Annotated in this window: 18 protein-coding genes; 10 read left to right on the plus strand and 8 right to left on the minus strand. The window is 60.6% G+C overall.

The genetic code is table 11. The features are described from left to right. Positions 1-60: 60 nt before the first annotated feature. Complete coding sequence (locus tag ACORQT_RS12815) at positions 61-471, minus strand: hypothetical protein (RefSeq protein ID WP_033643211.1); 411 nt, start codon at positions 469-471, stop codon at positions 61-63. A 183-nt stretch (positions 472-654) separates the two neighbouring features. On the opposite strand from ACORQT_RS12815, the gene folM reads away from it, so the two are divergent. The 4 genes from folM (at position 655) to ACORQT_RS12835 (ending at position 5,014) form a co-directional block, all read left to right on the plus strand. Continuing rightward, entirely contained in the window at positions 655-1,377 is a 723-nt protein-coding gene (gene folM / locus ACORQT_RS12820) for a dihydromonapterin reductase (RefSeq protein ID WP_033643212.1), read from the plus strand. 75 nt (positions 1,378-1,452) lie between these two features. Continuing rightward, positions 1,453-2,178, plus strand: coding sequence for a two-component system response regulator RstA (gene rstA / locus ACORQT_RS12825; RefSeq protein ID WP_164057204.1), 726 nt, complete (start codon positions 1,453-1,455; stop codon positions 2,176-2,178). Next, positions 2,175-3,479, plus strand: a complete 1,305-nt coding sequence (gene rstB / locus ACORQT_RS12830; protein WP_033643213.1) for a two-component system sensor histidine kinase RstB — start codon at positions 2,175-2,177, stop codon at positions 3,477-3,479. Before rstA ends, rstB begins: the two co-directional genes overlap by 4 nt. Positions 3,480-3,514: 35 nt before the next feature. Continuing rightward, a complete protein-coding gene (locus ACORQT_RS12835; RefSeq protein WP_033650292.1) occupies positions 3,515-5,014 on the plus strand; it encodes a carboxypeptidase M32 in 1,500 nt (499 codons plus the stop codon). A 169-nt stretch (positions 5,015-5,183) separates the two neighbouring features. Here ACORQT_RS12835 and ACORQT_RS12840 read toward each other — a convergent pair whose 3' ends face one another. Beyond that, a complete protein-coding gene (locus ACORQT_RS12840; protein WP_089194808.1) occupies positions 5,184-6,089 on the minus strand; it encodes an alpha/beta fold hydrolase in 906 nt (301 codons plus the stop codon). Positions 6,090-6,274: 185 nt separating this feature from the next. Here ACORQT_RS12840 and asr point away from each other — a divergent pair, with 185 nt between their 5' ends. Together asr and ACORQT_RS12850 are read left to right on the plus strand one after the other, a co-directional pair. Next, the gene (gene asr, locus ACORQT_RS12845) at positions 6,275-6,553 is read left to right on the plus strand and encodes an acid resistance repetitive basic protein Asr (protein ID WP_164057205.1); all 279 of its coding nucleotides are present in this window, start codon (positions 6,275-6,277) and stop codon (positions 6,551-6,553) included. A gap of 295 nt (positions 6,554-6,848) precedes the next feature. After that, positions 6,849-7,661 carry a trypsin-like serine peptidase gene (locus ACORQT_RS12850; protein ID WP_072627592.1) on the plus strand — a complete coding sequence of 271 codons (813 nt, stop codon included), beginning with the start codon at positions 6,849-6,851 and terminating at the stop codon, positions 7,659-7,661. 96 nt (positions 7,662-7,757) lie between these two features. Here the strand turns inward: ACORQT_RS12850 and hrpA are convergent, their stop codons facing one another. Beyond that, positions 7,758-11,645, minus strand: coding sequence for an ATP-dependent RNA helicase HrpA (gene hrpA / locus ACORQT_RS12855; protein ID WP_444859174.1), 3,888 nt, complete (start codon positions 11,643-11,645; stop codon positions 7,758-7,760). 268 nt (positions 11,646-11,913) lie between these two features. On the opposite strand from hrpA, the gene azoR reads away from it, so the two are divergent. Further along, the gene (gene azoR / locus ACORQT_RS12860; RefSeq protein WP_015377994.1) at positions 11,914-12,519 is read left to right on the plus strand and encodes an FMN-dependent NADH-azoreductase; all 606 of its coding nucleotides are present in this window, start codon (positions 11,914-11,916) and stop codon (positions 12,517-12,519) included. A gap of 119 nt (positions 12,520-12,638) precedes the next feature. Here the strand turns inward: azoR and ACORQT_RS12865 are convergent, their stop codons facing one another. The 3 genes from ACORQT_RS12865 to ACORQT_RS12875 are packed head-to-tail and all read right to left on the minus strand — an operon-like array spanning position 12,639 to position 15,777. After that, positions 12,639-12,962 (minus strand): YdbL family protein, encoded by a 324-nt coding sequence (locus ACORQT_RS12865; RefSeq protein ID WP_108680833.1) that lies wholly within the window; start codon positions 12,960-12,962, stop codon positions 12,639-12,641. Positions 12,963-12,970: 8 nt separating this feature from the next. Further along, the gene (locus tag ACORQT_RS12870) at positions 12,971-13,168 is read right to left on the minus strand and encodes a YnbE family lipoprotein (protein WP_025302979.1); all 198 of its coding nucleotides are present in this window, start codon (positions 13,166-13,168) and stop codon (positions 12,971-12,973) included. Continuing rightward, positions 13,165-15,777: a YdbH family protein gene (locus ACORQT_RS12875; protein WP_444859175.1), complete on the minus strand. Its 2,613-nt coding sequence runs from the start codon at positions 15,775-15,777 to the stop codon at positions 13,165-13,167. Before ACORQT_RS12875 ends, ACORQT_RS12870 begins: the two co-directional genes overlap by 4 nt. 443 nt (positions 15,778-16,220) lie before the next feature. On the opposite strand from ACORQT_RS12875, the gene ACORQT_RS12880 reads away from it, so the two are divergent. Both ACORQT_RS12880 and hslJ read left to right on the plus strand, forming a co-directional pair. Continuing rightward, positions 16,221-17,213, plus strand: coding sequence for a 2-hydroxyacid dehydrogenase (locus ACORQT_RS12880; RefSeq protein ID WP_033643220.1), 993 nt, complete (start codon positions 16,221-16,223; stop codon positions 17,211-17,213). Positions 17,214-17,265: 52 nt separating this feature from the next. After that, a complete protein-coding gene (hslJ, locus tag ACORQT_RS12885) occupies positions 17,266-17,691 on the plus strand; it encodes a heat shock protein HslJ (protein ID WP_033650286.1) in 426 nt (141 codons plus the stop codon). 29 nt (positions 17,692-17,720) lie between these two features. Here the strand turns inward: hslJ and ACORQT_RS12890 are convergent, their stop codons facing one another. Then, positions 17,721-17,975, minus strand: a complete 255-nt coding sequence (locus ACORQT_RS12890) for a DUF333 domain-containing protein (protein WP_015377999.1) — start codon at positions 17,973-17,975, stop codon at positions 17,721-17,723. A gap of 500 nt (positions 17,976-18,475) precedes the next feature. Continuing rightward, entirely contained in the window at positions 18,476-18,808 is a 333-nt protein-coding gene (ssmE, locus tag ACORQT_RS12895; RefSeq protein ID WP_033632935.1) for a multidrug efflux SMR transporter SsmE, read from the minus strand. A gap of 247 nt (positions 18,809-19,055) precedes the next feature. Here ssmE and nifJ point away from each other — a divergent pair, with 247 nt between their 5' ends. Continuing rightward, positions 19,056-22,589, plus strand: a complete 3,534-nt coding sequence (gene nifJ, locus ACORQT_RS12900) for a pyruvate:ferredoxin (flavodoxin) oxidoreductase (RefSeq protein ID WP_164057208.1) — start codon at positions 19,056-19,058, stop codon at positions 22,587-22,589. The last annotated feature ends 164 nt before the right edge of the window (positions 22,590-22,753 follow it).

The following is a 22,753-nucleotide window of genomic DNA, read 5'->3' on the forward strand; positions in this document are numbered from 1 at the left end:
TTAGGCCACCGCGACGAGTCAATTGCCTAACCATGAACGGGCGGCCGGGTTGATGCCCGGTCAGCTTTTGGGAGGGATCGCGACGGTCATGCGTTCACCCACCAGAGTAATCGCAATGCCTTCTGCACACTCTTTCTGAATGGCCGCCAGTTGTTGAGCCTCCAGCGCATAAGGCAACTGAATATCAAACACCGCCAGGCCCTGCTGCTGCGCCAGGTCAATCAGGCGCACAATGTTGGTTTCATCGCTGACCTGCGTCGACACCACCTGCAGCGCCAACTCTTTTAACTGCTCTTTGCGCGTTTGCGACGTGGTCACGCGCGATTTCAACACCATGCCGAAGATCGGCATCACACCATAAATAGCATCAACAAAGCGCCAGTGCTTCCTGCACGATGCGGACAGAAAATCCATATAGTCGAAACAGATTTTCTCACTGCGCGCGATGGATGCAAGGTGATTGCTGTTCATCCCCTCATTCCTCTCATGGCCAGTGTTAACCCGTGGTCTTTCAAGCCGCCGCCGGGGGCAACCTGAAATGCATTGGGGATCTTATATCCAGAAATGGATAATCATGCGAAGCTTTAACGACTTTCCGCCGTATGATGGCATAATTCCCCTATTGTTTGCCAGTCTGTCCAGGAGCTTTAATCAATGGAACACCACAACTCCGCCCCGGTGCTGATTACCGGCGGCGCACGGCGCATAGGGCTGGCGCTCGCCAGAGCGTTTCTCCAGCGCGGCGTTCCGGTCATCATCGCCTACCGCAGCGAATATCCGGCGATGGCCGAGTTGAAAGCCTTGGGCGCCTGCTGCATTCAGGGCGATTTTTCCACCCATGAAGGCATTTATCGTTTCGCCGATCAGGTGCGGCAGGCCGCACCCAAGCTGCGCGCGGTGATCCACAACGCCAGCGCCTGGCAGGCGGAATCGCCGGAGGTGCCGCCGGAACAGGTCATGGCGGCGATGCTGCAAATTCACGTCTATACGCCCTATTTGCTCAATCAACTGCTCGAGTCCTGCCTGACCGGCCAGGGCCAGGCAGGCGCCGACATTATCCATCTGACCGACTATGTGGTGGAAAAAGGCAGCGACAAGCATATCGCCTACGCCGCCAGCAAAGCCGCGCTGGACAACATGACCCGGTCGTTCGCCCGCAAATTGGCGCCCGAAGTCAAAGTCAACGCCATCGCGCCGGCGCTGATCATCTTCAATCCGGGCGACGACGAAGCTTATCGTCGGCAGGCGCTGGCGAAATCGCTGATGAAGGTCGCGCCGGGCGAGAGCGAAGTGGTCAATCTGGTGAACTACCTGCTGGAGAGCCGCTACGTCACCGGCCGCACCCACGGCGTCGACGGCGGGCGGCCGCTGCGCTGACGCAAAGATCCGCTTGGCGCAACCTCGCGGGCCGCGCTATGCTGAAATCCGCTTTTCTTATTAAAACACGGGCATATGCATAAAATTGTTTTTGTGGAAGACGATCCTGAAGTCGGCAAACTGATCGCCGCCTATCTGGGCAAACACGATATCGAGGTGCTGATCGAACCGCGCGGCGACAGCGCGCAGGCACGCATCGAGCGCGAGCAACCCGACCTGGTGCTGCTGGACATCATGCTGCCCGGCAAAGACGGCATGACGCTGTGCCGCGATCTGCGCCCCACCTTCCCCGGCCCGATCGTGCTGCTGACCTCGCTCGACAGCGACATGAACCATATCCTGTCGCTGGAGATGGGCGCCAACGACTATATCCTGAAAACCACGCCGCCGGCGGTGTTGCTGGCGCGCCTGCGTTTGCATCTGCGTCAACACAGCCAGCAGCCGAAAGAAGAGTTGGTTCAGCCGCTTACCCAGCATAACGCGCTGCATTTCGGGCTGCTGTGCATCGATCCGGTCAACCGTCAGGTTACGCTGGGCGAGGAAACCATCACCCTGTCCACCTCGGATTTCGATCTGCTGTGGGAGCTGGCGACCCACGCCGGGCAGATCATGGATCGCGAGGCGCTGCTGCAAAACCTGCGCGGCGTGAGCTACGACGGCATGGACCGCAGCATCGACGTGGCGATCTCCCGCCTGCGCCGCAAACTGTACGACAACGCGCTGGAGCCTTTCCGTATCAAGACGGTGCGCAACAAGGGCTATCTGTTCGCCCCTAACGCCTGGGCATCGGTGCAACAATGAGAAAACTTTTCGTCCAGTTCTTCCTGTTGCTGTTCGTCTGTTTTCTGGTGATGGCGATGCTGGTCGGCCTGGTGTACAAGGTGACAGCCGAGCGCGCCGGCCGCCAGTCGATGGACGATTTGATGAAAAGCTCGCTGTACCTGATGCGCAGCGAGCTGCGCGAAATCCCGCTGAAGGACTGGAACAAGACTATCGCCACGCTGGATCTCAATCTGTCGTTCAAGCTTCATATCGAACCGCTCGGCAAACAGGAACTGAGCGAGGATCTGAAAAAGCGGCTGCGGCTGGGTGAAATCATCGCCCTCGACGATCAGTACACCTTTATGCAACGCATTCCGCGCAGCCACTATGTGTTGGTGGTCGGCCCCATTCCTTATCTGTTCTATCTGCACCAGATGCGTCTGCTGGATCTGGTGTTGCTGGTGTTTATCGGCATGTCGCTGGCGCTGCCGGTGTTTCTGTGGATGCGGCCGCACTGGCAAGACCTGCTCAAACTGGAAAACGCCGCTCAGCGGCTCGGCGCCGGGCATCTGGATGAACGCACCCACTTCGATCCCACTTCCAGCCTGAGCCGGCTCGGCGTGGCGTTCAACCAGATGGCCGACAACGTCAACACCCTGATCGCCAGCAAGAAACAGCTGATCGACGGCATCGCCCACGAGCTGCGCACGCCGCTGGTGCGCCTGCGCTATCGGCTCGAGATGAGCGATAACCTGTCCGAAGGCGAGCAGCAGGCGCTGAACCGCGATATCGGCCAACTGGAGTCGCTGATCGACGAGCTGCTGACCTATGCCCGCCTGGACCGGCCGCAGGTTGCGTTAAACATTGAACCCATCGATCTGCCAAAGTGGCTGGAGGACAAGGTCGATGATATCCGCCTTATCCATCAGGAACGCGACATCCAGCTCGACATCCCGCACGTCGGCGACTTCGGCGGCGTCGATCTGCGCCTGATGGAGCGCGTGCTCGATAACCTGGTCAACAACGCGCTGCGCTATTCCGAGCAGCGCCTGCGCGTTGGGTTGTGGTTCGACGGCGATCTCGCCTGTTTGCAGGTCGAGGACGACGGGCCGGGTATCCCGCCGGAAGAGCGCGAGCGGGTGTTCGAGCCTTTCGTTCGCCTCGATCCCAGCCGCGATCGCGCCACCGGCGGCTGCGGGCTGGGGCTGGCCATCGTCCATTCCATCGCCGTCGCCTACCAGGGACAGGTGTTCGTCGAAGGCAGTTCGCTCGGCGGCGCCAGCTTCCGTTTCTGCTGGCCGGTGAAGCCGACATTCAGTTTAAAAGCCGATCTGGCGTAATACCGCCGGACCCTTCTCATTGGAGCCGAATAATAATGACATCTGCACATTCCAACACGTCTGCTTACGATCACCTGCGCGCGCTTTTTAGCCGGCTGTCGCGTTTCGGCCACCTGTCCGCCATCGCCGGTTGGGACATGCAAACCATGATGCCGCCGGGCGGCAGCAAGGCGCGCTCCGAAGCCCTGGCCGAATTGAGCGTGCTGCAGCACCAGATTTTAACGGCACAAAGCACCGGCGCGCTGTTGGATCGTGCGCAGCAAGAGACGCTGGACGAGATCGACCGCGCCAACCTGCGCGAAATGCGCCGCCAGTATGAAGACGCGGTGCTGCTGCCGGCGTCGCTGGTCGAAGCCAAATCGCTGGCAGGCGCCCGCTGTGAACACGCCTGGCGCGCCCAGCGCCCGGCCAACGACTGGGATGGCTTCGCGGAGAATCTGCGCGACGTGGTCAAACTCAGCCGGGAAGAGGCGCAGATCCGCGCGCAGGCGGCCGGCACCAGCCGTTACGATGCCCTGCTCAACCTGTATGAGCCGGGCATGCGCAGCAGCGATCTCGATCGCATCTTCGGCGATTTGAAAACCTGGCTGCCGGATTTGCTGCAGCGCGTGGTGGCCAAACAGGCCAATGAACCCTGCCTGGCGCCGCAGGGCCCGTTCAATGTGGACACCCAGCGCCAGCTAAGCCTGAGCGTGATGAAGCTGCTCGGTTTCAACTTCGACAACGGCCGCGTCGACGTCAGCGCCCACCCGTTCTGCGGCGGCGTGCCGGAGGATGTGCGCATCACCACGCGTTACAACGAGAAAGAGTTCCTGACCGCGCTGCTCGGGATCGTACACGAGACTGGCCACGCCCGTTACGAACAGAACCTGCCGCGCGATCTGCTCGGCCAGCCGGTCGCCCTGGCTCGCTCCACAGCCATCCACGAATCGCAGAGCCTGCTGTTCGAAATGCAGCTGGCGCGCGGCAATGAATTCCTGAAAATCTTGCGTCCGCTGGTTACCGCGCAGTTTGGCGAACAGCCGGCGCTGGAAGAAGCCAACTTCATTCGCCTCAACCAGCGGGTGAAACCGGGCCTGATCCGCGTCGACGCCGACGAGGTGAGCTATCCTGCCCACGTCATCCTGCGCTACGAAATTGAAAAAGCGCTGATCGAAGGCGAGATCGAAGTGGAGGACATTCCGGCGCTGTGGAATGAAAAGATGCACGCTTACCTGGGCCTCGATACCATCGGCAACTACCGCAACGGTTGCATGCAGGATATCCACTGGACCGACGGCGCCTTCGGCTACTTCCCGACTTATACCCTCGGCGCGATGTACGCCGCGCAGCTGTTCCACAGCGTGCGTCAGGCCCTGCCTTCGCTAAACGAGGACATCGCCGCCGGCAATCTGCAGCCGTTGTTCCACTGGTTGCAGCATAACATCTGGCGCCACGGCAGCCGTTTCCCGACCGACACGCTGATCGCCAATGCAACCGGTGAAGCGCTCAATCCACGCTACTTCCGCCAGCATTTGGAAAACCGCTACCTGTAATCTCTCCCCGTGCGCGGCCACGGCCGCGCCCTTTTCCTCTGCTTGACCTAATAATGCTACATAGCGCGCTTTCCTTGCCGGCAACGCCTTGGCTACAGGGTGGCGGGTTGCTACTCACCAATAGTATGTTGTAACTAAAATCATAAACAGCAGCGCCCCTATCTGTCTCTCATCCCAGCGCATGACGGGCGATCATCGTCACCAATTGTGGTCTCAACGCGGCGGGCAGATCATGCCCCATGCCCGGCATAATCTGCAATCTGGCGTTGGCGACGGCTCGAGCGATCGCCACCCCGCCGGCCTTGCGCACCAGCCGATCGCGATCGCCGTGAATCACCAGCGTCGGCGCGGCGATGCGCCGACTGTAACGCCGCAGATCGCCGCTGCCGAGCAGCGCGGAAAGTTGCCGCTGCATGCCCTCCGGATCCACGCCCCGCTTCAGCAACCGCTTCACCAGGGCATCCAGCTCCGCCTCCTCCGGCGGATAAGTCGCGGTGCCAAGCGCGCGCAGAAAGGCCTTCATCCCTTCCTGGCGCTGCTGCAGCGTCATATCGGCGGCAGGCCGGCGCACCAGTAACCACAGCAGCGAAGGCGCCGGCGGCGGTAACAGCGGTTGATTGGTGCTGGAAAACAAGATGCATAACGAGGCGACGCGCTGCGGGTATTCGGCGGCCAACACCTGGGCGATCATCCCCCCCATCGAGGCGCCAAGGACATGAGCCTGAGGAATGCGTAAATGATCGAGCAGATGCGCTGCGTCCGTCGCCATATCCGCCAGAGTATAAGGCACCGGCGTTTGCCAGCCGAGCTGGGCACGCAACATCAACAGCCACAGCGGCGTCTTGCGCTGCGCCCGCGTTTTACCGGAAAGGCCGACGTCGCGGTTGTCGTAGCGGATCACCCGAAATCCCTTGGCGACCAGAGCACGGCAGAAATCGTCAGGCCACAGCAAAAGCTGCGCGCCGATGCCCATGATTAACAACAGCGGCGGATGCGCCTCATCGCCCCAGTCTTCATAGGCCAGCGGCACCTCACCCTGTTCCGTCACGCCACAACGAACCGTTATCTCGTTCATTTTAAATCCCTTTTATCGAGCCTGACGGTCATTATAGCAGCAATCCCTCCTGCCGCCGCCGCCCTGTACATTAGGTTACAAGCCGAAACCAATCACTCACGGAAAGCCGGACGCCGTTTGCCTACTATCATCTCAACGGCCCCGCAGTGGGGTTGATACCCAAAAGTCATGTTGAGGATTCTGCGATGAAAAAAGTATTAGCTCTGGTTGTTGCCGCTGCAATGGGTCTGTCTTCCGTGGCTTTCGCTGCCGAGGCTGCCACCACTACCGCACCTGCGGCTACCGCAACCACCGCCACCGCTGCGCCGGCTAAAGCTCAGATGAAACACCACGGCAAGAAAGCCCCGGTACAGAAAGCTCAGGCGGCCAAAAAGCATCACAAGAAAGCCGGCAAAAAAGCCCCGGCGCAAAAAGCCCAGGCGGCTAAAAAGCACCACAAGAAAGCCAGCCACAAAAAAGCGTAATGTCGTGAGGTTCCCCTCACCGCTTCAGGCTTGACGTGCACGACACCCGGTTCACCGGGTGTTTTTTCATCCGGGGGGTTCTCATTGATGCTGCGCCGCTACCTGTTCGAGATCGTTCTGACCGCCCTGATCCTCTGTGGACTGATCGCCGTCTTTTTTTATCTGTAGCCTGTCGCCTCGCCGGCGGGAAATTATTGAAAAATCAGTTATTGCCCATCCACATGGCTGCTAAATCAGTCTATAGTTAGCATTCAGTGTGTTTATGGATGATCCGTATTTGTCAGGCAAGAGATCTATGCGCATATCCGTTTTACTGTTGCTGTGCTCACTCCCGCTCATCGCCTCCCAGGCGGCACGCGCCGACGGCCCGTCCAAGGCCGAGCAAACGCGTCTGTTTTTCGGCAAAGATGAACGAATCAAGGTCACGGATACCGCCGCCCAGCCGTGGCAAGCCATCGGCCAGGTCGAAACCGCCAGCGGCAATCTGTGTACCGCCACGCTGATCTCCCCACACCTGGCGCTGACCGCCGGCCATTGCGTGCTGGCGCCGCCGGGACAATTGGATAAAGCCGTCGCCCTGCGCTTCGTGGCGGGCGATAAATCATGGCAGTATCAAACCGACAATATTGAAACCCTGGTCGACAGCAAACTGGGCAAAAAACTGAAACCGGACGGCGACGGCTGGATCGTGCCGCCCGCCGCCGCCGCTTATGACTTTGCGCTGATCCGGCTGAAAGACAAAACGCCGCTGCCGATCGCCCCGCTGCCGCTGTGGCAAGGCGACAGCAAGGCGTTGACTCAGGCCCTGAAACAGGCCAAACGGCTGATCACCCAGGCGGGCTACCCGGAGGACCATCTGGATGACCTCTACAGCCACCAAAACTGCAAGGTGACCGGCTGGGCCCAGCAAGGGGTGCTGTCGCACCAGTGTGATACCCTGCCCGGCGACAGCGGCTCACCGCTGCTGCTGAAAACCGCCGACGGCTGGCAGCTGATCGCCATCCAGAGTTCGGCACCGGCGGCGAAAGATCGTTACCGCGCCGATAACCGCGCTCTGGCGGTGCCCGGCATCCGCGAGGCGCTGGACGCCCTGGCGACAGGCAAGTAGCTCTCGCAACGGCGCATCAAGCGCCGTTGCTGTTTCTCTGTTCCCTGAATTTCAACTTGCGCTGCGCCGGCCGTTTGCCGGCCGGCGCGCCTGAGCTTAGCCCGAAAGCTGTTCGATGGTTTGCAGAATGCGCTTGTCGGAGATCGGGTAAGGTGTGCCCAGCTGCTGCGCGAACAGGCTGACACGCAGTTCTTCAATCATCCAGCGCACCGCTTTCACCTCTTCCTCCTGCTGTCGCTTCGGCGGCAGCTTGTTCAGCCACTGCTGCCACGCCTGCTGCACCTGCTCCACCCGCAGCATCTGCGCGCGATCGCGGTGCGGATCGATAGCCAGTTTCTCCAATCGGCGTTCGATCGCCTGCAGGTAGCGCAGCGTGTCCGGCAGCCGTTTCCATCCATTGCCGGTGACGAAGCCGCGGTAGACCAGCCCGCCGAGCTGGGTCTTGATGTCCGACAGCGCCAGCGCCAACGACATGTCCACCCGGCCTTTCAGCCGTTTGTTGATGTTGAAGACCGCCGTCAGGATCTGTTCAACCTGCTTAGCCACCTCAACGACCGTGTCGTTCAGCTCGGCGCGGATCTGCTCCTGCAACCGTGCAAAGTCTTCCTCCTGCCAAACCGGGCCGCCGTGTTCGGCGATCAGTTTGTCGATGCCGCACGAAATGCAGTCGTCGATCAGCTCCAGCACCTTGCCGTACGGGTTGAAATAAAGCCCCAGCTTGGCCTTGTTCGGCAGCTTTTCATGCAGATATTTGATCGGCGAAGGAATATTCAACAACAGCAGGCGGCGCGTGCCCTGCCACATCGCCTGTTGCTGTTCGCTTTCGCTGTCGAACAGGCGGATCGCCACGCTGTCCTTTTCATCCACCAGCGCCGGATAGGCTTTCATCGAATAGCCGCCGCGCTTCTGCTCGTAGAACGCCGGCAATTGGCCAAAGCTCCAGACATGCAGGTTGCTCTGCTCCAGTCCGTCATCGGCCACCGCCGACAGCGTCTCCTGCACCTTCTCTTTCAACTGCAGGCGCAGGGCGGCCAGAGCTTTGCCTTCGCGCAGCGTCTGATTTTTCTCGCCCACCACGCGGAAAGTCATTTTCAGGTGATCGGGCACCTGATCCCACTGCCAGTCATCACGTGACACGGTCACGCCAGTCATACGCCGCAGCTCGCGCTCCAGCGCGTCAAGCAGCGGCAATTCCAGCGCCGTTACGCGGCCAAGGAACGCTTCGGCGTAGTTCGGCGCCGGCACGAAGTTGCGACGCACCGGTTTCGGCAACGATTTGATCAGCGCGATCACCAGCTCACGGCGGATGCCGGGGATCTGCCATTCGAACCCCTGCTCCTCCACCTGATTGAGGATCGGCAGCGGGATGTGCACCGTCACGCCGTCGGCGTCAGTGCCTGGTTCGAACTGATAGCTCAGCCGCAGTTTGAGGTTGCCCTGATGCCAGAAGTTCGGGTAGTCGAGCGCGCTGATCTTGTTGGCGCCATCCTTGATCAGCATCTCTTTTTCGAAGTTCAGCAGGTCGGGCTGCTGTTTGGCGGCGGTCTTCCACCAGCTGTCGAAATGACGGCCGGAAACCACGTCGTTGGGGATGCGGCGATCGTAGAAGCCGAACAGCGTTTCGTCGTCTACCAGAATATCGCGGCGGCGCGATTTATGCTCCAGCTCTTCCACTTCGGCGCGCAGCTTTTGGTTATCGCGGAAGAAAGCATGGCGCGTCTGCCAGTCGCCCTCCACCAGCGCATGGCGGATAAACAGCTCGCGGCACAGCAGCGGATCGATGGCGCCGTAATTGACCTGGCGCGCCGCGACGATCGGCAGACCGAACAACGTGACCTTTTCGCTGGCCATCACCGCCCCCTGCGACTTCGACCAGTGCGGTTCGCTGTAGCTGTGTTTCACCAGGTGCTGAGCCAGCGGCTCGATCCATTCCGGTTCGATGCGCGCGGCGATGCGCCCCCACAGGCGGCTGGTTTCCACCAGTTCGGCCACCATGGTCCACTTCGGCGGCTTCTTGAACAGGCCGGAGCCGGGGAAGATCGAGAAGCGGGCGTTGCGCGCGCCGGTGTATTCCTGCTTGTCCGCATCCTTCTGGCCGATGTGCGACAACAGGCCGGTCAGCAGCGCGGTGTGGACGCTGCGGTAGTCGGAAGGCGCGCTGTTGATCGGCAGCCCCAGCTCTTTCACCACCTGGCGCAGCTGAGTATAGATATCCTGCCACTCGCGCACCCGCAGGTAGTTGAGAAAATCGTTGCGGCACAGCCGGCGGAACTGGCTGGAGGAGTTCGCCTTTTGCTGCTCCTGCAGATAATCCCACAGGTTGACGAACGCCAGGAAGTCCGAGTCTTTGTCGGCGAAGCGGCGGTGTTTTTCATCCGAGGCCTGCTGCTTGTCCATCGGGCGCTCACGCGGATCCTGAATCGACAGCGCGGCGGTGATGATCATCACCTCGCGCACGCTGCCGCTCTTCTGCGCTTCCAGCACCATGCGCGCCAGACGCGGGTCGATCGGCAACTGCGCCAGCTGCCGGCCCTGCGGCGTCAGCTGATAGTGGCCGTTATCGGCGGTGGTGATCGCCCCCAGCTCTTCCAGCAGGCGCACGCCATCTTGAATGTTGCGTTTGTCCGGCGCCTCGACGAACGGAAACGCGGCGATGTCGCCCAGCCCCAGCGAGGTCATGTGCAGAATGACCGACGCCAGGTTGGTGCGCAGAATTTCCGGATCGGTAAACGCCGGCCGCGAGAGGAAATCCTGTTCGGAGTACAGACGGATGCACACCCCCTCCGACACGCGGCCGCAGCGCCCTTTACGCTGATTGGCGGAGGCCTGTGACACCGGCTCGATCGGCAGGCGCTGCACCTTGGTGCGGAAGCTGTAGCGGCTGATGCGCGCGGTGCCCGGATCGATGACGTATTTGATGCCCGGCACCGTCAGCGAGGTTTCCGCCACGTTGGTGGCCAGCACGATGCGGCGGCCGTGGTGCGACTGGAACACCCGGTTCTGCTCGCTGTTCGACAGGCGCGCATACAGCGGCAGCACCTCGGTGTGCGGCAAATTGAGGCGGTTCAAAGCGTCGGCGGTATCGCGGATCTCGCGCTCGCCGCTCATGAAGATCAGAATGTCACCCGGCCCTTCGCGCCCAAGCTCATCTACCGCATCGAAAATCGCCTGCAGCTGGTCGCGGTCGGTATCGTCGCCGTCGTCGACCACCGGGCGGTAGCGCACCTCCACCGGGTAGGTGCGGCCGGAAACCTCGATGATCGGCGCATTGTTGAAGTGGCGCGAGAAACGCTGCGGATCGATGGTCGCCGAGGTGATGATCACCTTGAGATCCGGGCGCTTCGGCAGCAGTTCGCGCAAGTAACCAAGAATAAAGTCGATATTCAGGCTGCGCTCGTGCGCTTCATCGATGATCAGCGTGTCGTACTGCATCAGCAGGCGATCCTGCTGAATCTCCGCCAGCAAAATGCCGTCGGTCATCAGCTTGACCAGGGTGTTTTCCCCTACCTGATCGTTGAAGCGCACCTTGTAGCCCACGCTGCCGCCGAGCGGGGTTTCCAGCTCGTCGGCGATGCGGTTGGCGACGGTGCGCGCCGCCAGGCGGCGCGGCTGGGTATGGCCGATCAGCCCTTTCACCCCACGCCCCAGCTCCAGACAGATCTTCGGCAACTGGGTGGTTTTCCCCGAGCCGGTCTCCCCGGCGACGATCACCACCTGGTGGTCGCGGACAGCGTTTAAGATGTCCTGCTTTTTCTGGCTGACCGGCAGGCTTTCCGGATAGGTAATGCGCGGGCAAGACGCGGCGCGCGCCTGCACTTTTTGCCGCGCCGTCGCGATGTCGCTTTCCACTTCGGCGGCGACCGCCAGCTGGGCATCGGGATTTTTGATTTTTCGTGCGCCCTGCAGGCGACGACGCAGGCGTTGTTGATCGCGGAGCATCAGCTCGCCCAGTTGGGCCGGCAGTGCCTCGAGCGGAGATTTCACGTTCGGTGTTCCTTGTTTCATCGTGGCCAAGACCAGGCTTAGCAACGGTTTAATGTTTTTTAGCGATTTTTTTGCTTTAGCCGCACAGCCTATCACAAACGGCTTTTTCCCCCTACTTTCGCGAGTAAAGCCTCGGCATGTTATTCAATAAAATCGAACGAAGATCTCGAAATATTGCGCTATCACTGTTGGGGGAATGTGAATAGCATGTAGTTCATGCAAGGGACGCTGAGTCCTGATGTCACTGTCACAACGTAAGGAATTATCGATGAGCAACGTATTGGTTCTGAAATCAAGCATCCTGGCGACCTACTCTCAGTCTAACCAACTGGCCGATTTCTTCGTAGAGCAATGGAGCAACGCCCACAGCGGCGACACCATCACCGTGCGCGATCTGGCCGCACAGCCAATCCCGGTGCTGGACGGCGAGCTGGTTGGCGCGCTGCGTCCTTCCGATGCTCCGTTGACTCCGCGTCAACAAGAAGCGCTGGCCCTGTCGGACGAACTGATCGCCGAGCTGCAGGCCAATGACGTTATCGTGATTGCCGCACCGATGTACAACTTCAACATCCCGACCCAGCTGAAAAACTATTTCGATCTGGTCGCCCGCGCCGGCGTGACTTTCCGTTACACCGAAAACGGTCCGGAAGGCCTGGTGAAAAACAAACGCGCCGTGATCCTGACCAGCCGCGGCGGCATTCATAAAGGCACCCCAACCGACCTGGTGGAACCTTACCTGCGTCTGTTCCTGGGCTTCATCGGCATCACCGACGTAGAGTTCGTCTTCGCGGAAGGCATCGCCTACGGTCCGGAAGTGGCGACCAAAGCACAGGAAGACGCCAAAGCGGCCCTGTCTCAGGTGGTTGCCGCGTAAGAGACAGCGCAGGGGCGTCATGCCCCTGCCGGACAAGAGGCAAGCCTTGTCAAACCTGCACTACCCTCATAATAATCATCTATCCGTATCATTCAGCGCGCCAGACGGCGCGCTTTTTTTTACTTCCTCAGCCACTGGCCGTTGATGCCGCGCACATACTCGCCGCTCTGCGCCCGCGTCACCAGCTTCTGGCCGGCCATGCGCGCCACTTCATCGACGGCGATATGGTTGCCGTCCGCCACTTCCTGATACTTCTCGGCGCGGCCGGCGTTGATGCGCTTCACCAGCGCCAAAGTTTCGGCGTCCTGCTGCACCGGCGCGATGTAGCCGCTCAGGGTTTCCCCCACCCGCCCTTGCTGCTTCGCCTCATCCAGCGTCAGCGCCATCGCCAGGCCGCTGAACAGCCAGGCGGCGCCGGCCAGCCACAAATAACGTTTTTTCATGTCGGCTCCTAGAACAGACCGCTTTGGGTTTTCAGCAGGTTTTCGACGTCCTTATCCACCTTGATATGAATTTCATGTTCGATCTTGACGTTCATATTGATGGTGATCGGATCCTTAGGCGTCGCCACCTCGATGCGCGGCACGCAGCCGCTCAGCAGCGAAACGCACAGCACCGCTGCCAGCGTCGACACACTCATGATTTTCATTGTTGCTCCCCAGGTTGTGAGAGGGCCTGCTCCAGCCACTCCTGTAAATTGTCGCCGAAGCGCAAACTGCGCCACAGCTGAAACACGTTTTCCTGATGGCGATAGTTCAGGATCACCTCGCGCTTGGCGCTTTTCTGCGGGTTGATACCGTCGATGCGCGCGCTCAGCGTCAGCTCGCCCAGGTTGTCGAGATCGACCCGGGCATGCGAACGGTTGATTTCCATGTAGCGCAGCCAGTCGATCGCCGCGCCGGTCGCCAGGTTGTTGCTGCCGATGGCGTCGGCCATGTCTTTGTCCAGGCGCAGCGTCAACGTGCCGGCGTTGGCGATCCAGCCGTTTTGCACCAGCCACTTCGGATGGTTCAAGAACAGCGGCAACTCGCCGTCGACGCGGCCGGACATGGCGAACTGCTTCGGTTTCAGGGCGGTAAACAGCGCGCTGAGATCGACCTTGTCCAGCTTCAGCACCGCGGCGTCATGCTGCGGCAACCGCAGCGCCGACAGGCTGATATGCCCGTTGAGCATGTCCACGCCGACGTTGCTCAACGTCAGCGGCTGCCCTTCGCTATAAGGATAGGTGCCCTGCAAATCGGCGGAAATGTTCTGCATCTCGAACAGGTTGGTGAAAGACTTGATGCGCAGCGATACCGGCTGTTTAGCTCCCAATTGCCAGTGATGCTGCTTGAACCGGTACGACAGGATGAAATCCAGGCCGCTCATCTCCCCGTCCTTCAGCCACATGCCGCCGTTTTTCACCACCCAGTGGCCACCGGCCTCGAACCCTTGTTCGCGGGCGGCGGAAAACGCCGACTGCGCGTAAAACTCGCCGTCGCGCAGCGTGAGATTGAGATCCGGCGCCAGCAGCGGTTGGAAGACCTTCAGCGACTGTTTCGGCCACCAGCCTTCGCCGCGCAGACGTTCGCCGTCCCAACGGCCGCGCAGCGCGATCGGACCGATCTGTTGCGCCTGCAGCTCGCCCTGCATCTGGAAACTGTCCGGCGAACGGCCGTTCACCTGCAGCGCCAGCACCGGCGCCGGCAGATAACCGCCATCGCTGAAGCTGACCTTATCCGCCGCCAGCTGCAGCTCACCGTTGAACTGCGGGCTTTGTTCATCACGCCGCCAGCGCAGCGGCTGGTTGAGGCTCAAGCGCGGCGCGGCGACCGTCACCAGGCCGTACTTCAACTTATCGAAGCCGGTGGAGAGTTTATCGAGCACCAACTCGCTGTCGCGCCAGCTGCCGCTGCCGGCCACGTCCCAGGCGGCCTGCAGCGGCGGCAAGCGGCCATTGCCCCAGTAGCGCCATTGCCAGTGGCCCTTGTCCGGCCAGAAATCCTGCGCCTGGCCGTCCAGATGCAGCTTGAAGCGGCCCCAGTAACTGTCGCTGGCGCTCAAAATCGCCTGCAGGCGGCCGGTAATACCGGCAGCGGTCACCTTCACGCCCGCCAGCGGCAAACGCGCCTCTTCCAGCGTCATTTCCGGCGTCACCTTGCCCCACAGGCGCAGCAACGAACCCGGCTGCAGAACCAGCGTCGGGTTGAGAATGCTGCCGCCGAGCACGCCCGGGATCGACGCGGTAGCGGAGAAGTCGGCCAGATTGGCCTGGCCGGTCAGTTGGAACCGCAGATCGCTGTCGGTCAGCCCCACCTTGCCCGGCCCAAGCGTCAGCACCGCATTGCCCTTGCCGTTGTGGCCGGCCGTGATCACGTTCAGCCGCGCGCTGATCTCCGTTTCATCCAGTCCCTTGCTCCAGTCGTGCAGCGCGATGCTGAGGCCGCCGTTCAACGGCTGTCCGCTGTAGGGCCAACGCCACTCGCCCTGCTTGATGCTGACTCGCTGCGGGGTCACTTCCCACGGCAGCACCGCCAGCGGCCGATCGTCGCCTTTCTCGCTCACCGTCAACACGCCCTGCTGCTGTTGCCAGCGCATATCCAGCAAAACCGGTTTTTCCAGATAGGCCGTCTGCATTTCACCCTGCAGCGCGCCCTGCGTCGGCAGGCTGGCCAGATCCAGCGGAATGGTTATCTTGCCGGCGAGGCGCAGCGGTTGCGCGCTGTTGGGCGGAATGACGGTCAGGCTGTGCAACGTCAGCTGTTGTTTTTCATCCAGCTGCGCCTCGGCGCTGAGATTCGGCCCCCGATAATGCAGACGTTGCCCGTCAGAGCCGGAGGAAAGCTGCAGCTTCCCGGCATAACGCTGCCAGGGAATGAGCGTGAGGTCATGAATGGTGAGATCCAGCGGCGGCAGCTGCCGCTGCAGTTGATCGAGCGCAAGCGGCGCGCTGTTGGCGTCGCCGCCCGGCAGTTTTGACAAACAGGCGCTATCGACGCTGACCTTATCGCTCGACAGCTGCCAGCGGCCTTGCCGATAAGCCAGCCGCGTCGGCCCGACGCTGGCCAGCAGACAATCTTGCGCGGTGAAACGCGCCCCCGCCAACGTCAGGCCGCCCTGGCGCCAATGCAATTTGCCCTGCAACTCCAGTCGGCTTCCCGCCGGCAACCAATGCGATAACACCCCCGGCAGCCAGCGCGGCAAGGTTTGCCACAACGCCAGCACCAGGATTGCGCAGCCCGCCACCGTCCCTATGAATACTTTCAATCGCCTGGTCATTAAATGATTGCTTCGTTCCTGTGTTAGGCATTGGTTAAGTCTATGCCTGAATTGACAATAATGATGGCACGAATTTGACATAGGGTGAAGCTGAGCGCGGTCGCAGAGGCGATTTGCACCCTTTTGGCGCAAGCGCGCGCGGAGTTGTAGATTTTCGTTACATATACATCACATAAATAGGACAGTTTTCAGACTTTTGTTATTGTTGTTACCGTTGATGATTAATAGTCTTGCAAGCATTCTAATAAAAGTTTAGCTGCTAGCTAACTGTGTACTAGAGAAGCCATTCCCCACACCCCCGTGGGGATTTTTTTGTCGCCCGCCTCACCGTCGCCTTCCCTTCACCGCCGCCAGCCCACAGCAGCCTTGCAGCGTGGCTAACCAATTGTCGAATTTACTAAAATCTGTTAAATTGATCACAAAATCACGGTGGAGAAACCACGATGAAATTGGCGATATACAGCACCAAACAGTATGACCGTAAATATCTCGAACTGGTGAATCAGCAGTTTGGCTATGAGCTGGAATTCTTCGACTTTTTACTCAGTAAAAAAACCGCCAAAACGGCCGCCGGTTGCAAGGCGGTGTGTATCTTCGTCAACGACGACGGCAGCCGTGAAGTGCTCGAAGAACTGGCGGCGCTGGGCGTCGAGATCCTCGCCCTGCGCTGCGCCGGTTTTAATAACGTCGATCTGGACGCCGCCAAAGAACTGGGCATCAAGGTGGTGCGCGTGCCGGCCTACTCGCCGGAGGCCGTGGCAGAACACGCGGTAGGCATGATGATGTGCCTGAACCGCCGTATTCACCGCGCTTATCAACGCACCCGTGACGCCAACTTCTCGCTGGAAGGGCTGATCGGTTTTAACATGCACAACCGCACCGCCGGCGTGATCGGCACCGGTAAAATCGGCGTGGCGACGATGCGCATTCTGAAAGGTTTCGGCATGAAGCTGCTGGCCTACGATCCGTTCCCGAGCGAACAGGCGCTGGCGCTGGGCGCGGAGTATGTCGACCTGAAAACGCTGTACGCACAGTCCGACGTGATTACCCTGCACTGCCCGCTGACGCCGGAGAACCACCATCTGCTGAATGCCGACGCCTTCGCGATGATGAAAAACGGCGTGATGGTGATCAACACCAGCCGCGGCGCGCTGATCGACTCCACCGCCGCCATCGACGCGCTGAAGCAGCAGAAAATCGGCGCGCTGGGGATGGACGTTTACGAAAACGAACGCGATCTGTTCTTCGAAGACAAGTCCAACGACGTGATTCAGGATGACGTGTTCCGCCGCCTGTCGGCCTGCCACAACGTGCTTTTTACCGGCCATCAGGCCTTCCTGACCGAAGAGGCGCTGACCAGCATTTCACAAACCACGCTGCAGAACATCAGCCAATTGGATCGCGGCGAAGCCTGCCCGAACCAGTTGAACGCGTGAACGGCATCTCAGGGCGCCCCTTGCGGCGCCCTGTTTATTTGAGAGCGCGACGATGAGAACAACGATGGCCGCCTTTGCGGCGCTGGTCTTGGGGGGATGCAGCATGAAACCACCCGCGACCGTTACGCCCGGCGATCTGATGCATCATAATTTCGTGTTGCAGAGCGTCGATGGCGAAGCGGCAAAATCTCCAACGGGCGGCGTCCTGCTCAATCTGGAGTTCGGCGAGAACCTGCATGTGTCCGGCGCGATGTGCAACCGCTTTTTCGGCCAGGGGCAATTACGCGACGGCGTACTGACGGTAAAACCGTTGGCCTCGACGCGCAGGCTGTGCCCTGATGAGCAGCGCAATCGCTGGGATCGGGTGATCGGCACCGTGCTGGAAAACGGCGCCGAAGTGACGCTGAGCGCGCAGCAGCTGACGCTCAACGGCAGCGGCCACACGCTGGTTTATGCCCTGCGCGACTGGGTATATTGATTCTGGACGCCAGGCCTGGCGCCGTGGGCTTACCCGGCGCAGCTGCCCAGGCCCAGCGTGCGTTCCTCACACTGTTTGCCGTTCGGCATCTGGCACATGCGCAACGCTTCACCGTTCAAGTTGTGCGCGATGGTGGTGACGCCGCCGACCGCCGCGCAACCGGCGCTGGTCTGCAACGTATTGATTCTGGCACTGTTGCCCTGCTGTACTGGCTCTTCGTTGTTGCTGCTGCAGGCGGCTAAAAGCAGCACGGCGCTGGCAAGCAGCCATTTTGATGTCGTCATTATCCCACTCCTGAACCCGGAACTGCGCTGTGTAAAATCGCCATTGCCGATAACGCGCGTCACTTGGCGGACACGTTTCGCTATCTTTGATGCAAACTTGTTTAATCTAGCTCGATATATAAATAATGAAAATATATTCCGGCCATTATTTGTGGTTTTTTTTGCGCCGGCCGGACATTTATTTTGTTTGCAGAATATTTCCGCCCCCATTGCGGGAGGTTAAACGTGACAGCGGCCCCCACCGCCCGCCCCGGCCGCAGAGAGAAAGTGATAACGTCACCGTTGCCGGCGACGGGGTTTCTTCGCATGATATCGGTATTAATTAACCCCGCGTGCTTTCGGCGTGACGGCGCATTTTTTGCTACCGGAGAGGATGATATTTGCGTCTATGCTGACGGCGCTAACTAATTAGCATTCCACTATTTTCAGTGAATGATGGCTGAATTCTTCAACCGGCGCGACTTGCTGTCACGCCGGCTTTTTTTACATCAAAATAACATTCAGTGCACAGAGGCTTTCGACAGTAAATTAATTACCAGCACGCCGGCAATAATTAATCCCATGCCGACAATCGCCGGCCAATCCAATTTTTGCTGATAAACGAATACCGCCGCGACCGACACCAGCACGATCCCCATGCCCGACCAAATCGCATACACAATGCCCAGCGGCATGCTCTTGACCACCATCGACAGCCCCCAAAACGCCACGCCGTAGCCCAGCACCACCAGCAGCGACGGCCACAGACGGGTAAAGCCCTCGGAGGCTTTCAACATGGTGGTGGCGATCACTTCCGCGACTATCGCCATCGTCAAATACATAAATCCGCTCATGGTTTTCTTCTGTCAGTTTACCGATGCGTAATTATGACGCGCCGGAAATAAATTGTCTTTAAACGGCGAAAACAATTTATTGAAGGACCTCAACCGGCGATGCAAATAGCGATGCCGGATACGCTTGCCGATTTATCGCCCGCCACACAAACGCGATAAAGCCGCGTTCAAACCCTCTGTTAGACTTTTTTCCATTACTGCGAAAGTGCGCTTTCGCGGCTTTGTGAGCAATGAAAAGGTAATGTCGATGATAACTACAGATGGTAATAATGCAGTCGCTTCCGTGGCCTATCGCACCAACGAAGTGATTGCCATCTACCCTATCACGCCAAGTTCCACCATGGCGGAGCAGGCGGACGCCTGGTCCGGCGATGGCCGGCAAAACATCTGGGGTGATATCCCGCGAGTGGTGGAAATGCAGTCGGAGGGCGGCGCGATCGCCACCGTGCACGGCGCCTTGCAGACCGGCGCGCTGTCCACCTCGTTCACCTCATCGCAGGGTCTGCTGCTGATGATCCCGACGCTGTACAAACTGGCCGGCGAGCTGACGCCGTTTGTGCTGCACGTCGCCGCGCGCACCGTGGCCACGCACGCGCTGTCAATCTTCGGCGATCACTCTGACGTGATGGCGGTGCGCCAGACCGGCTGCGCCATGCTGTGCGCCGGCAGCGTGCAGGAAGCGCAGGATTTCGCGCTGATCTCGCAGACCGCCAGCCTCAACGCGCGCCTGCCGTTCATCCACTTTTTCGACGGGTTCCGCACCTCGCACGAGATCAATAAAATCGTACCGCTCAGCGACGATACGTTGCGGCACATGCTGCCGCAGGCGGCGATCGACGCCCACCGCCGCCGGGCGCTGTCGCCGGATCATCCGGTGGTGCGCGGCACTTCCGCCAACCCTGACACCTATTTCCAGTCGCGCGAGGCCACCAACCCATGGTATGACGCCGCCGACCAGCACGTGATCGACGCCATGGAGGCCTTCGCCGCCCTCACCGGCCGCCACTACCGGCCGTTCGACTATTATGGCCACCCGCAGGCCGAACGCGTGGTGGTGGTGATGGGCTCCACCGCCGGCACCTGCGAAGAAGTGATCGACACCCTGCTGACCCGCGGCGAAAAAGTCGGCGTGCTGAAAGTGCGGCTGTTCCGGCCGTTCTCCGCCAAACACCTGCTCGGCGCGCTGCCGGACAGCGTGCGCAGCGTCGCGGTGCTCGATCGCACCAAAGAACCGGGCGCGCTGGCCGAGCCGCTGTATCTGGACGTGATGACCGCGCTGGCGGAAGCCTACAGCCGGGGCGAGCGCACCACGCTGCCGCGAGTGATCGGCGGCCGTTACGGCCTGTCGTCGAAGGAGTTCGGCCCGGACTGCGCGCTGGCGGTGTTTCGCGAGCTGGCCCAGCCGCAGCCGCGCCCGCGCTTCACCGTCGGCATCTTCGATGACGTCACCGGCCTTTCGCTGCAGCTGAGCGACGAAATCCTGCCGCAGCGCGCCTCGCTGGAAGCGCTATTCTACGGTTTGGGCAGCGACGGCTCGGTCTCGGCCACCAAGAACAACATCAAAATCATCGGCAACGCCACGCCGCTGTATGCGCAGGGCTATTTCGTCTACGACTCCAAAAAGGCCGGCGGCCTGACGGTCTCGCACCTGCGCGTCAGCGAGCAGCCGATCAATTCGGCCTATCTGGTCAGCCAGGCGGATTTCGTCGGCTGCCACCAGCTGCAGTTTATCGATAAGTACCAGATGGTTGAGCGCCTCAAACCCGGCGGCACCTTCCTGCTCAATACCCCTTACGGCGCCGACGAAGTCTGGTCGCGCCTGCCGCAGGAGGTACAGGCGCTGTTGCATCAACGCCAGGCGCGTTTCTACATCATCAACGCCGCCAAGCTGGCGCGTGAATGCCGGCTCGGCGCGCGCATCAACACCGTCATGCAGATGGCGTTTTTCCATCTGACGCAGATCCTGCCGAGCGACGTGGCGCTGCAACAGCTGCAGGACGCCATCGCCCGCAGCTACAGCAGCAAAGGCCAGGAGATCGTCGAGCGCAACTGGCAGGCGCTGGGCGCCACCCGCGGCGCGCTGATTGAAATCCCGCTGCAGCCGGTCGACGACAGCAGCCCGATGCGCCCGCCGGTGGTCTCGGACGCCGCGCCTGACTTCGTCAAAACCGTTACCGCCGCGATGCTGGCCGGACTGGGCGATGCGCTGCCGGTTTCCGCCTTCCCGCCGGACGGCACCTGGCCGGTGGGCACCACCCAGTGGGAAAAGCGCAACATCGCCGAAGCGATCCCGGTCTGGCAGCCCGACCTGTGCACCCAGTGCAACCATTGCGTCGCCGCCTGTCCGCACTCCGCCATTCGCGCCAAGGTCGTGCAGCCGGCGGAGATGGAACACGCCCCCGCCTCCCTGCAGTCGCTGGATGTCAAAGCGCGCGATATGCGCGGGCAAAAATACGTGCTGCAAGTGGCGCCGGAGGATTGCACCGGCTGTAACCTGTGCGTCGAGGTCTGCCCGGCGAAAGATCGCCAGAACCCGGAGATCAAGGCCATCAATATGGCCTCACGCCTCGATAATCTGACGGCGGAAAAAGACAACTACGATTTCTTCCTGCAGCTGCCGGAAATCGATACGGCGCAGCTGGAACGCATCGACATTCGCACCTCGCAGCTGATCACGCCGCTGTTCGAGTACTCCGGCGCCTGCTCCGGCTGCGGCGAAACGCCGTACATCAAGCTGTTGACCCAGCTCTATGGCGACCGATTGCTGATCGCCAACGCCACCGGCTGTTCGTCGATCTACGGCGGCAACCTGCCGACCACGCCGTACACCACCAACGCCGAAGGGCGCGGGCCGGCATGGGCCAACTCGCTGTTCGAAGACAACGCCGAATTCGGCCTGGGCTTCCGTTTGACGGTCGATCAACATCGCGCGCGGGTGCTGCGCCTGCTGAATTCGCTGGCGCCACAGCTGCCGGAGCAGTTGGTCAATGCCCTGCAGATGGAAGACGTGGCGCCGGAGCCGCGCCGTAAGCAAATCGCCGAACTGCGCACGCTGCTGGCGAGTATTGAAGGTGAAGATGCGCGCCAGCTGGCGACCGACGCCGACTATCTGGTGGATAAATCCATCTGGCTGATCGGCGGTGACGGCTGGGCCTACGACATCGGCTTCGGCGGTTTGGATCACGTCCTCAGCCTGACGGAGAACGTCAACGTGCTGGTGCTCGACACCCAGTGCTACTCCAACACCGGCGGCCAGCAGTCGAAGGCCACGCCGCTCGGCGCGGTGACCAAATTCGGCGAGCACGGCAAGCGCAAGGCGCGCAAGGATCTGGGCGTCAGCATGATGATGTACGGCCATGTTTACGTCGCGCAGATCTCGCTGGGGGCGCAGCTCAACCAGACGGTGAAAGCGATTCAGGAGGCCGAGGCCTATCCGGGACCGTCGCTGATCATCGCCTACAGCCCGTGCGAAGAGCACGGCTACGATCTGGCGCTCAGCCACGATCAGATGAAACAGCTGACCGCCACCGGCTTCTGGCCGCTGTACCGCTTCGATCCGCGCCGCAGCGCCGAGGGCAAGGCCGCATTGGCGCTGGATTCACGGCCGCCGAACAGCAACCTGTCGGAAACGCTGCTAAAAGAACAGCGTTTCCGCCGCCTGAACGCGCAGCAGCCGGAGGTGGCCAGCGCGCTGTATCAGGCCGCCGAGAAAGAGCTGAAGGAGAAATACGATTTCCTCAGCCTGCTGGCCGGCAAGGCGGAAAAGTCCGCCGCTGAGTAACCTCCCTCAGGGCGCGAGCGATTCGCGCCCTGATCTTTTACCGTTGACGTAAGGCGTAGCAATAAAACCTGCTGGCATTCCTGCGCGCAATCCGTACCATACAGGCCTCGCGTCGGGCGCGTGGAAGCTGGATGATGAATAATGATCAAAATTGGCCGGTTGAA

It is taken from the genome of Serratia sp. (in: enterobacteria) (genome assembly GCF_052400455.1).
GTDB lineage: Bacteria > Pseudomonadota > Gammaproteobacteria > Enterobacterales > Enterobacteriaceae > Serratia > Serratia ureilytica.

Coding starts and splice junctions, on each gene's coding strand:
- ACORQT_RS12815 (WP_033643211.1), bottom strand. CDS start 471: ATGAACAGCAATCACCTTGCATCCATCGCGCGCAGTGAGAAAATCTGT.
- folM (WP_033643212.1), top strand. CDS start 655: ATGGAACACCACAACTCCGCCCCGGTGCTGATTACCGGCGGCGCACGG.
- rstA (WP_164057204.1), top strand. CDS start 1,453: ATGCATAAAATTGTTTTTGTGGAAGACGATCCTGAAGTCGGCAAACTG.
- rstB (WP_033643213.1), top strand. CDS start 2,175: ATGAGAAAACTTTTCGTCCAGTTCTTCCTGTTGCTGTTCGTCTGTTTT.
- ACORQT_RS12835 (WP_033650292.1), top strand. CDS start 3,515: ATGACATCTGCACATTCCAACACGTCTGCTTACGATCACCTGCGCGCG.
- ACORQT_RS12840 (WP_089194808.1), bottom strand. CDS start 6,089: ATGAACGAGATAACGGTTCGTTGTGGCGTGACGGAACAGGGTGAGGTG.
- asr (WP_164057205.1), top strand. CDS start 6,275: ATGAAAAAAGTATTAGCTCTGGTTGTTGCCGCTGCAATGGGTCTGTCT.
- ACORQT_RS12850 (WP_072627592.1), top strand. CDS start 6,849: ATGCGCATATCCGTTTTACTGTTGCTGTGCTCACTCCCGCTCATCGCC.
- azoR (WP_015377994.1), top strand. CDS start 11,914: ATGAGCAACGTATTGGTTCTGAAATCAAGCATCCTGGCGACCTACTCT.
- ACORQT_RS12865 (WP_108680833.1), bottom strand. CDS start 12,962: ATGAAAAAACGTTATTTGTGGCTGGCCGGCGCCGCCTGGCTGTTCAGC.
- ACORQT_RS12870 (WP_025302979.1), bottom strand. CDS start 13,168: ATGAAAATCATGAGTGTGTCGACGCTGGCAGCGGTGCTGTGCGTTTCG.
- ACORQT_RS12875 (WP_444859175.1), bottom strand. CDS start 15,777: ATGACCAGGCGATTGAAAGTATTCATAGGGACGGTGGCGGGCTGCGCA.
- ACORQT_RS12880 (WP_033643220.1), top strand. CDS start 16,221: ATGAAATTGGCGATATACAGCACCAAACAGTATGACCGTAAATATCTC.
- hslJ (WP_033650286.1), top strand. CDS start 17,266: ATGAGAACAACGATGGCCGCCTTTGCGGCGCTGGTCTTGGGGGGATGC.
- ACORQT_RS12890 (WP_015377999.1), bottom strand. CDS start 17,975: ATGACGACATCAAAATGGCTGCTTGCCAGCGCCGTGCTGCTTTTAGCC.
- ssmE (WP_033632935.1), bottom strand. CDS start 18,808: ATGAGCGGATTTATGTATTTGACGATGGCGATAGTCGCGGAAGTGATC.
- nifJ (WP_164057208.1), top strand. CDS start 19,056: ATGATAACTACAGATGGTAATAATGCAGTCGCTTCCGTGGCCTATCGC.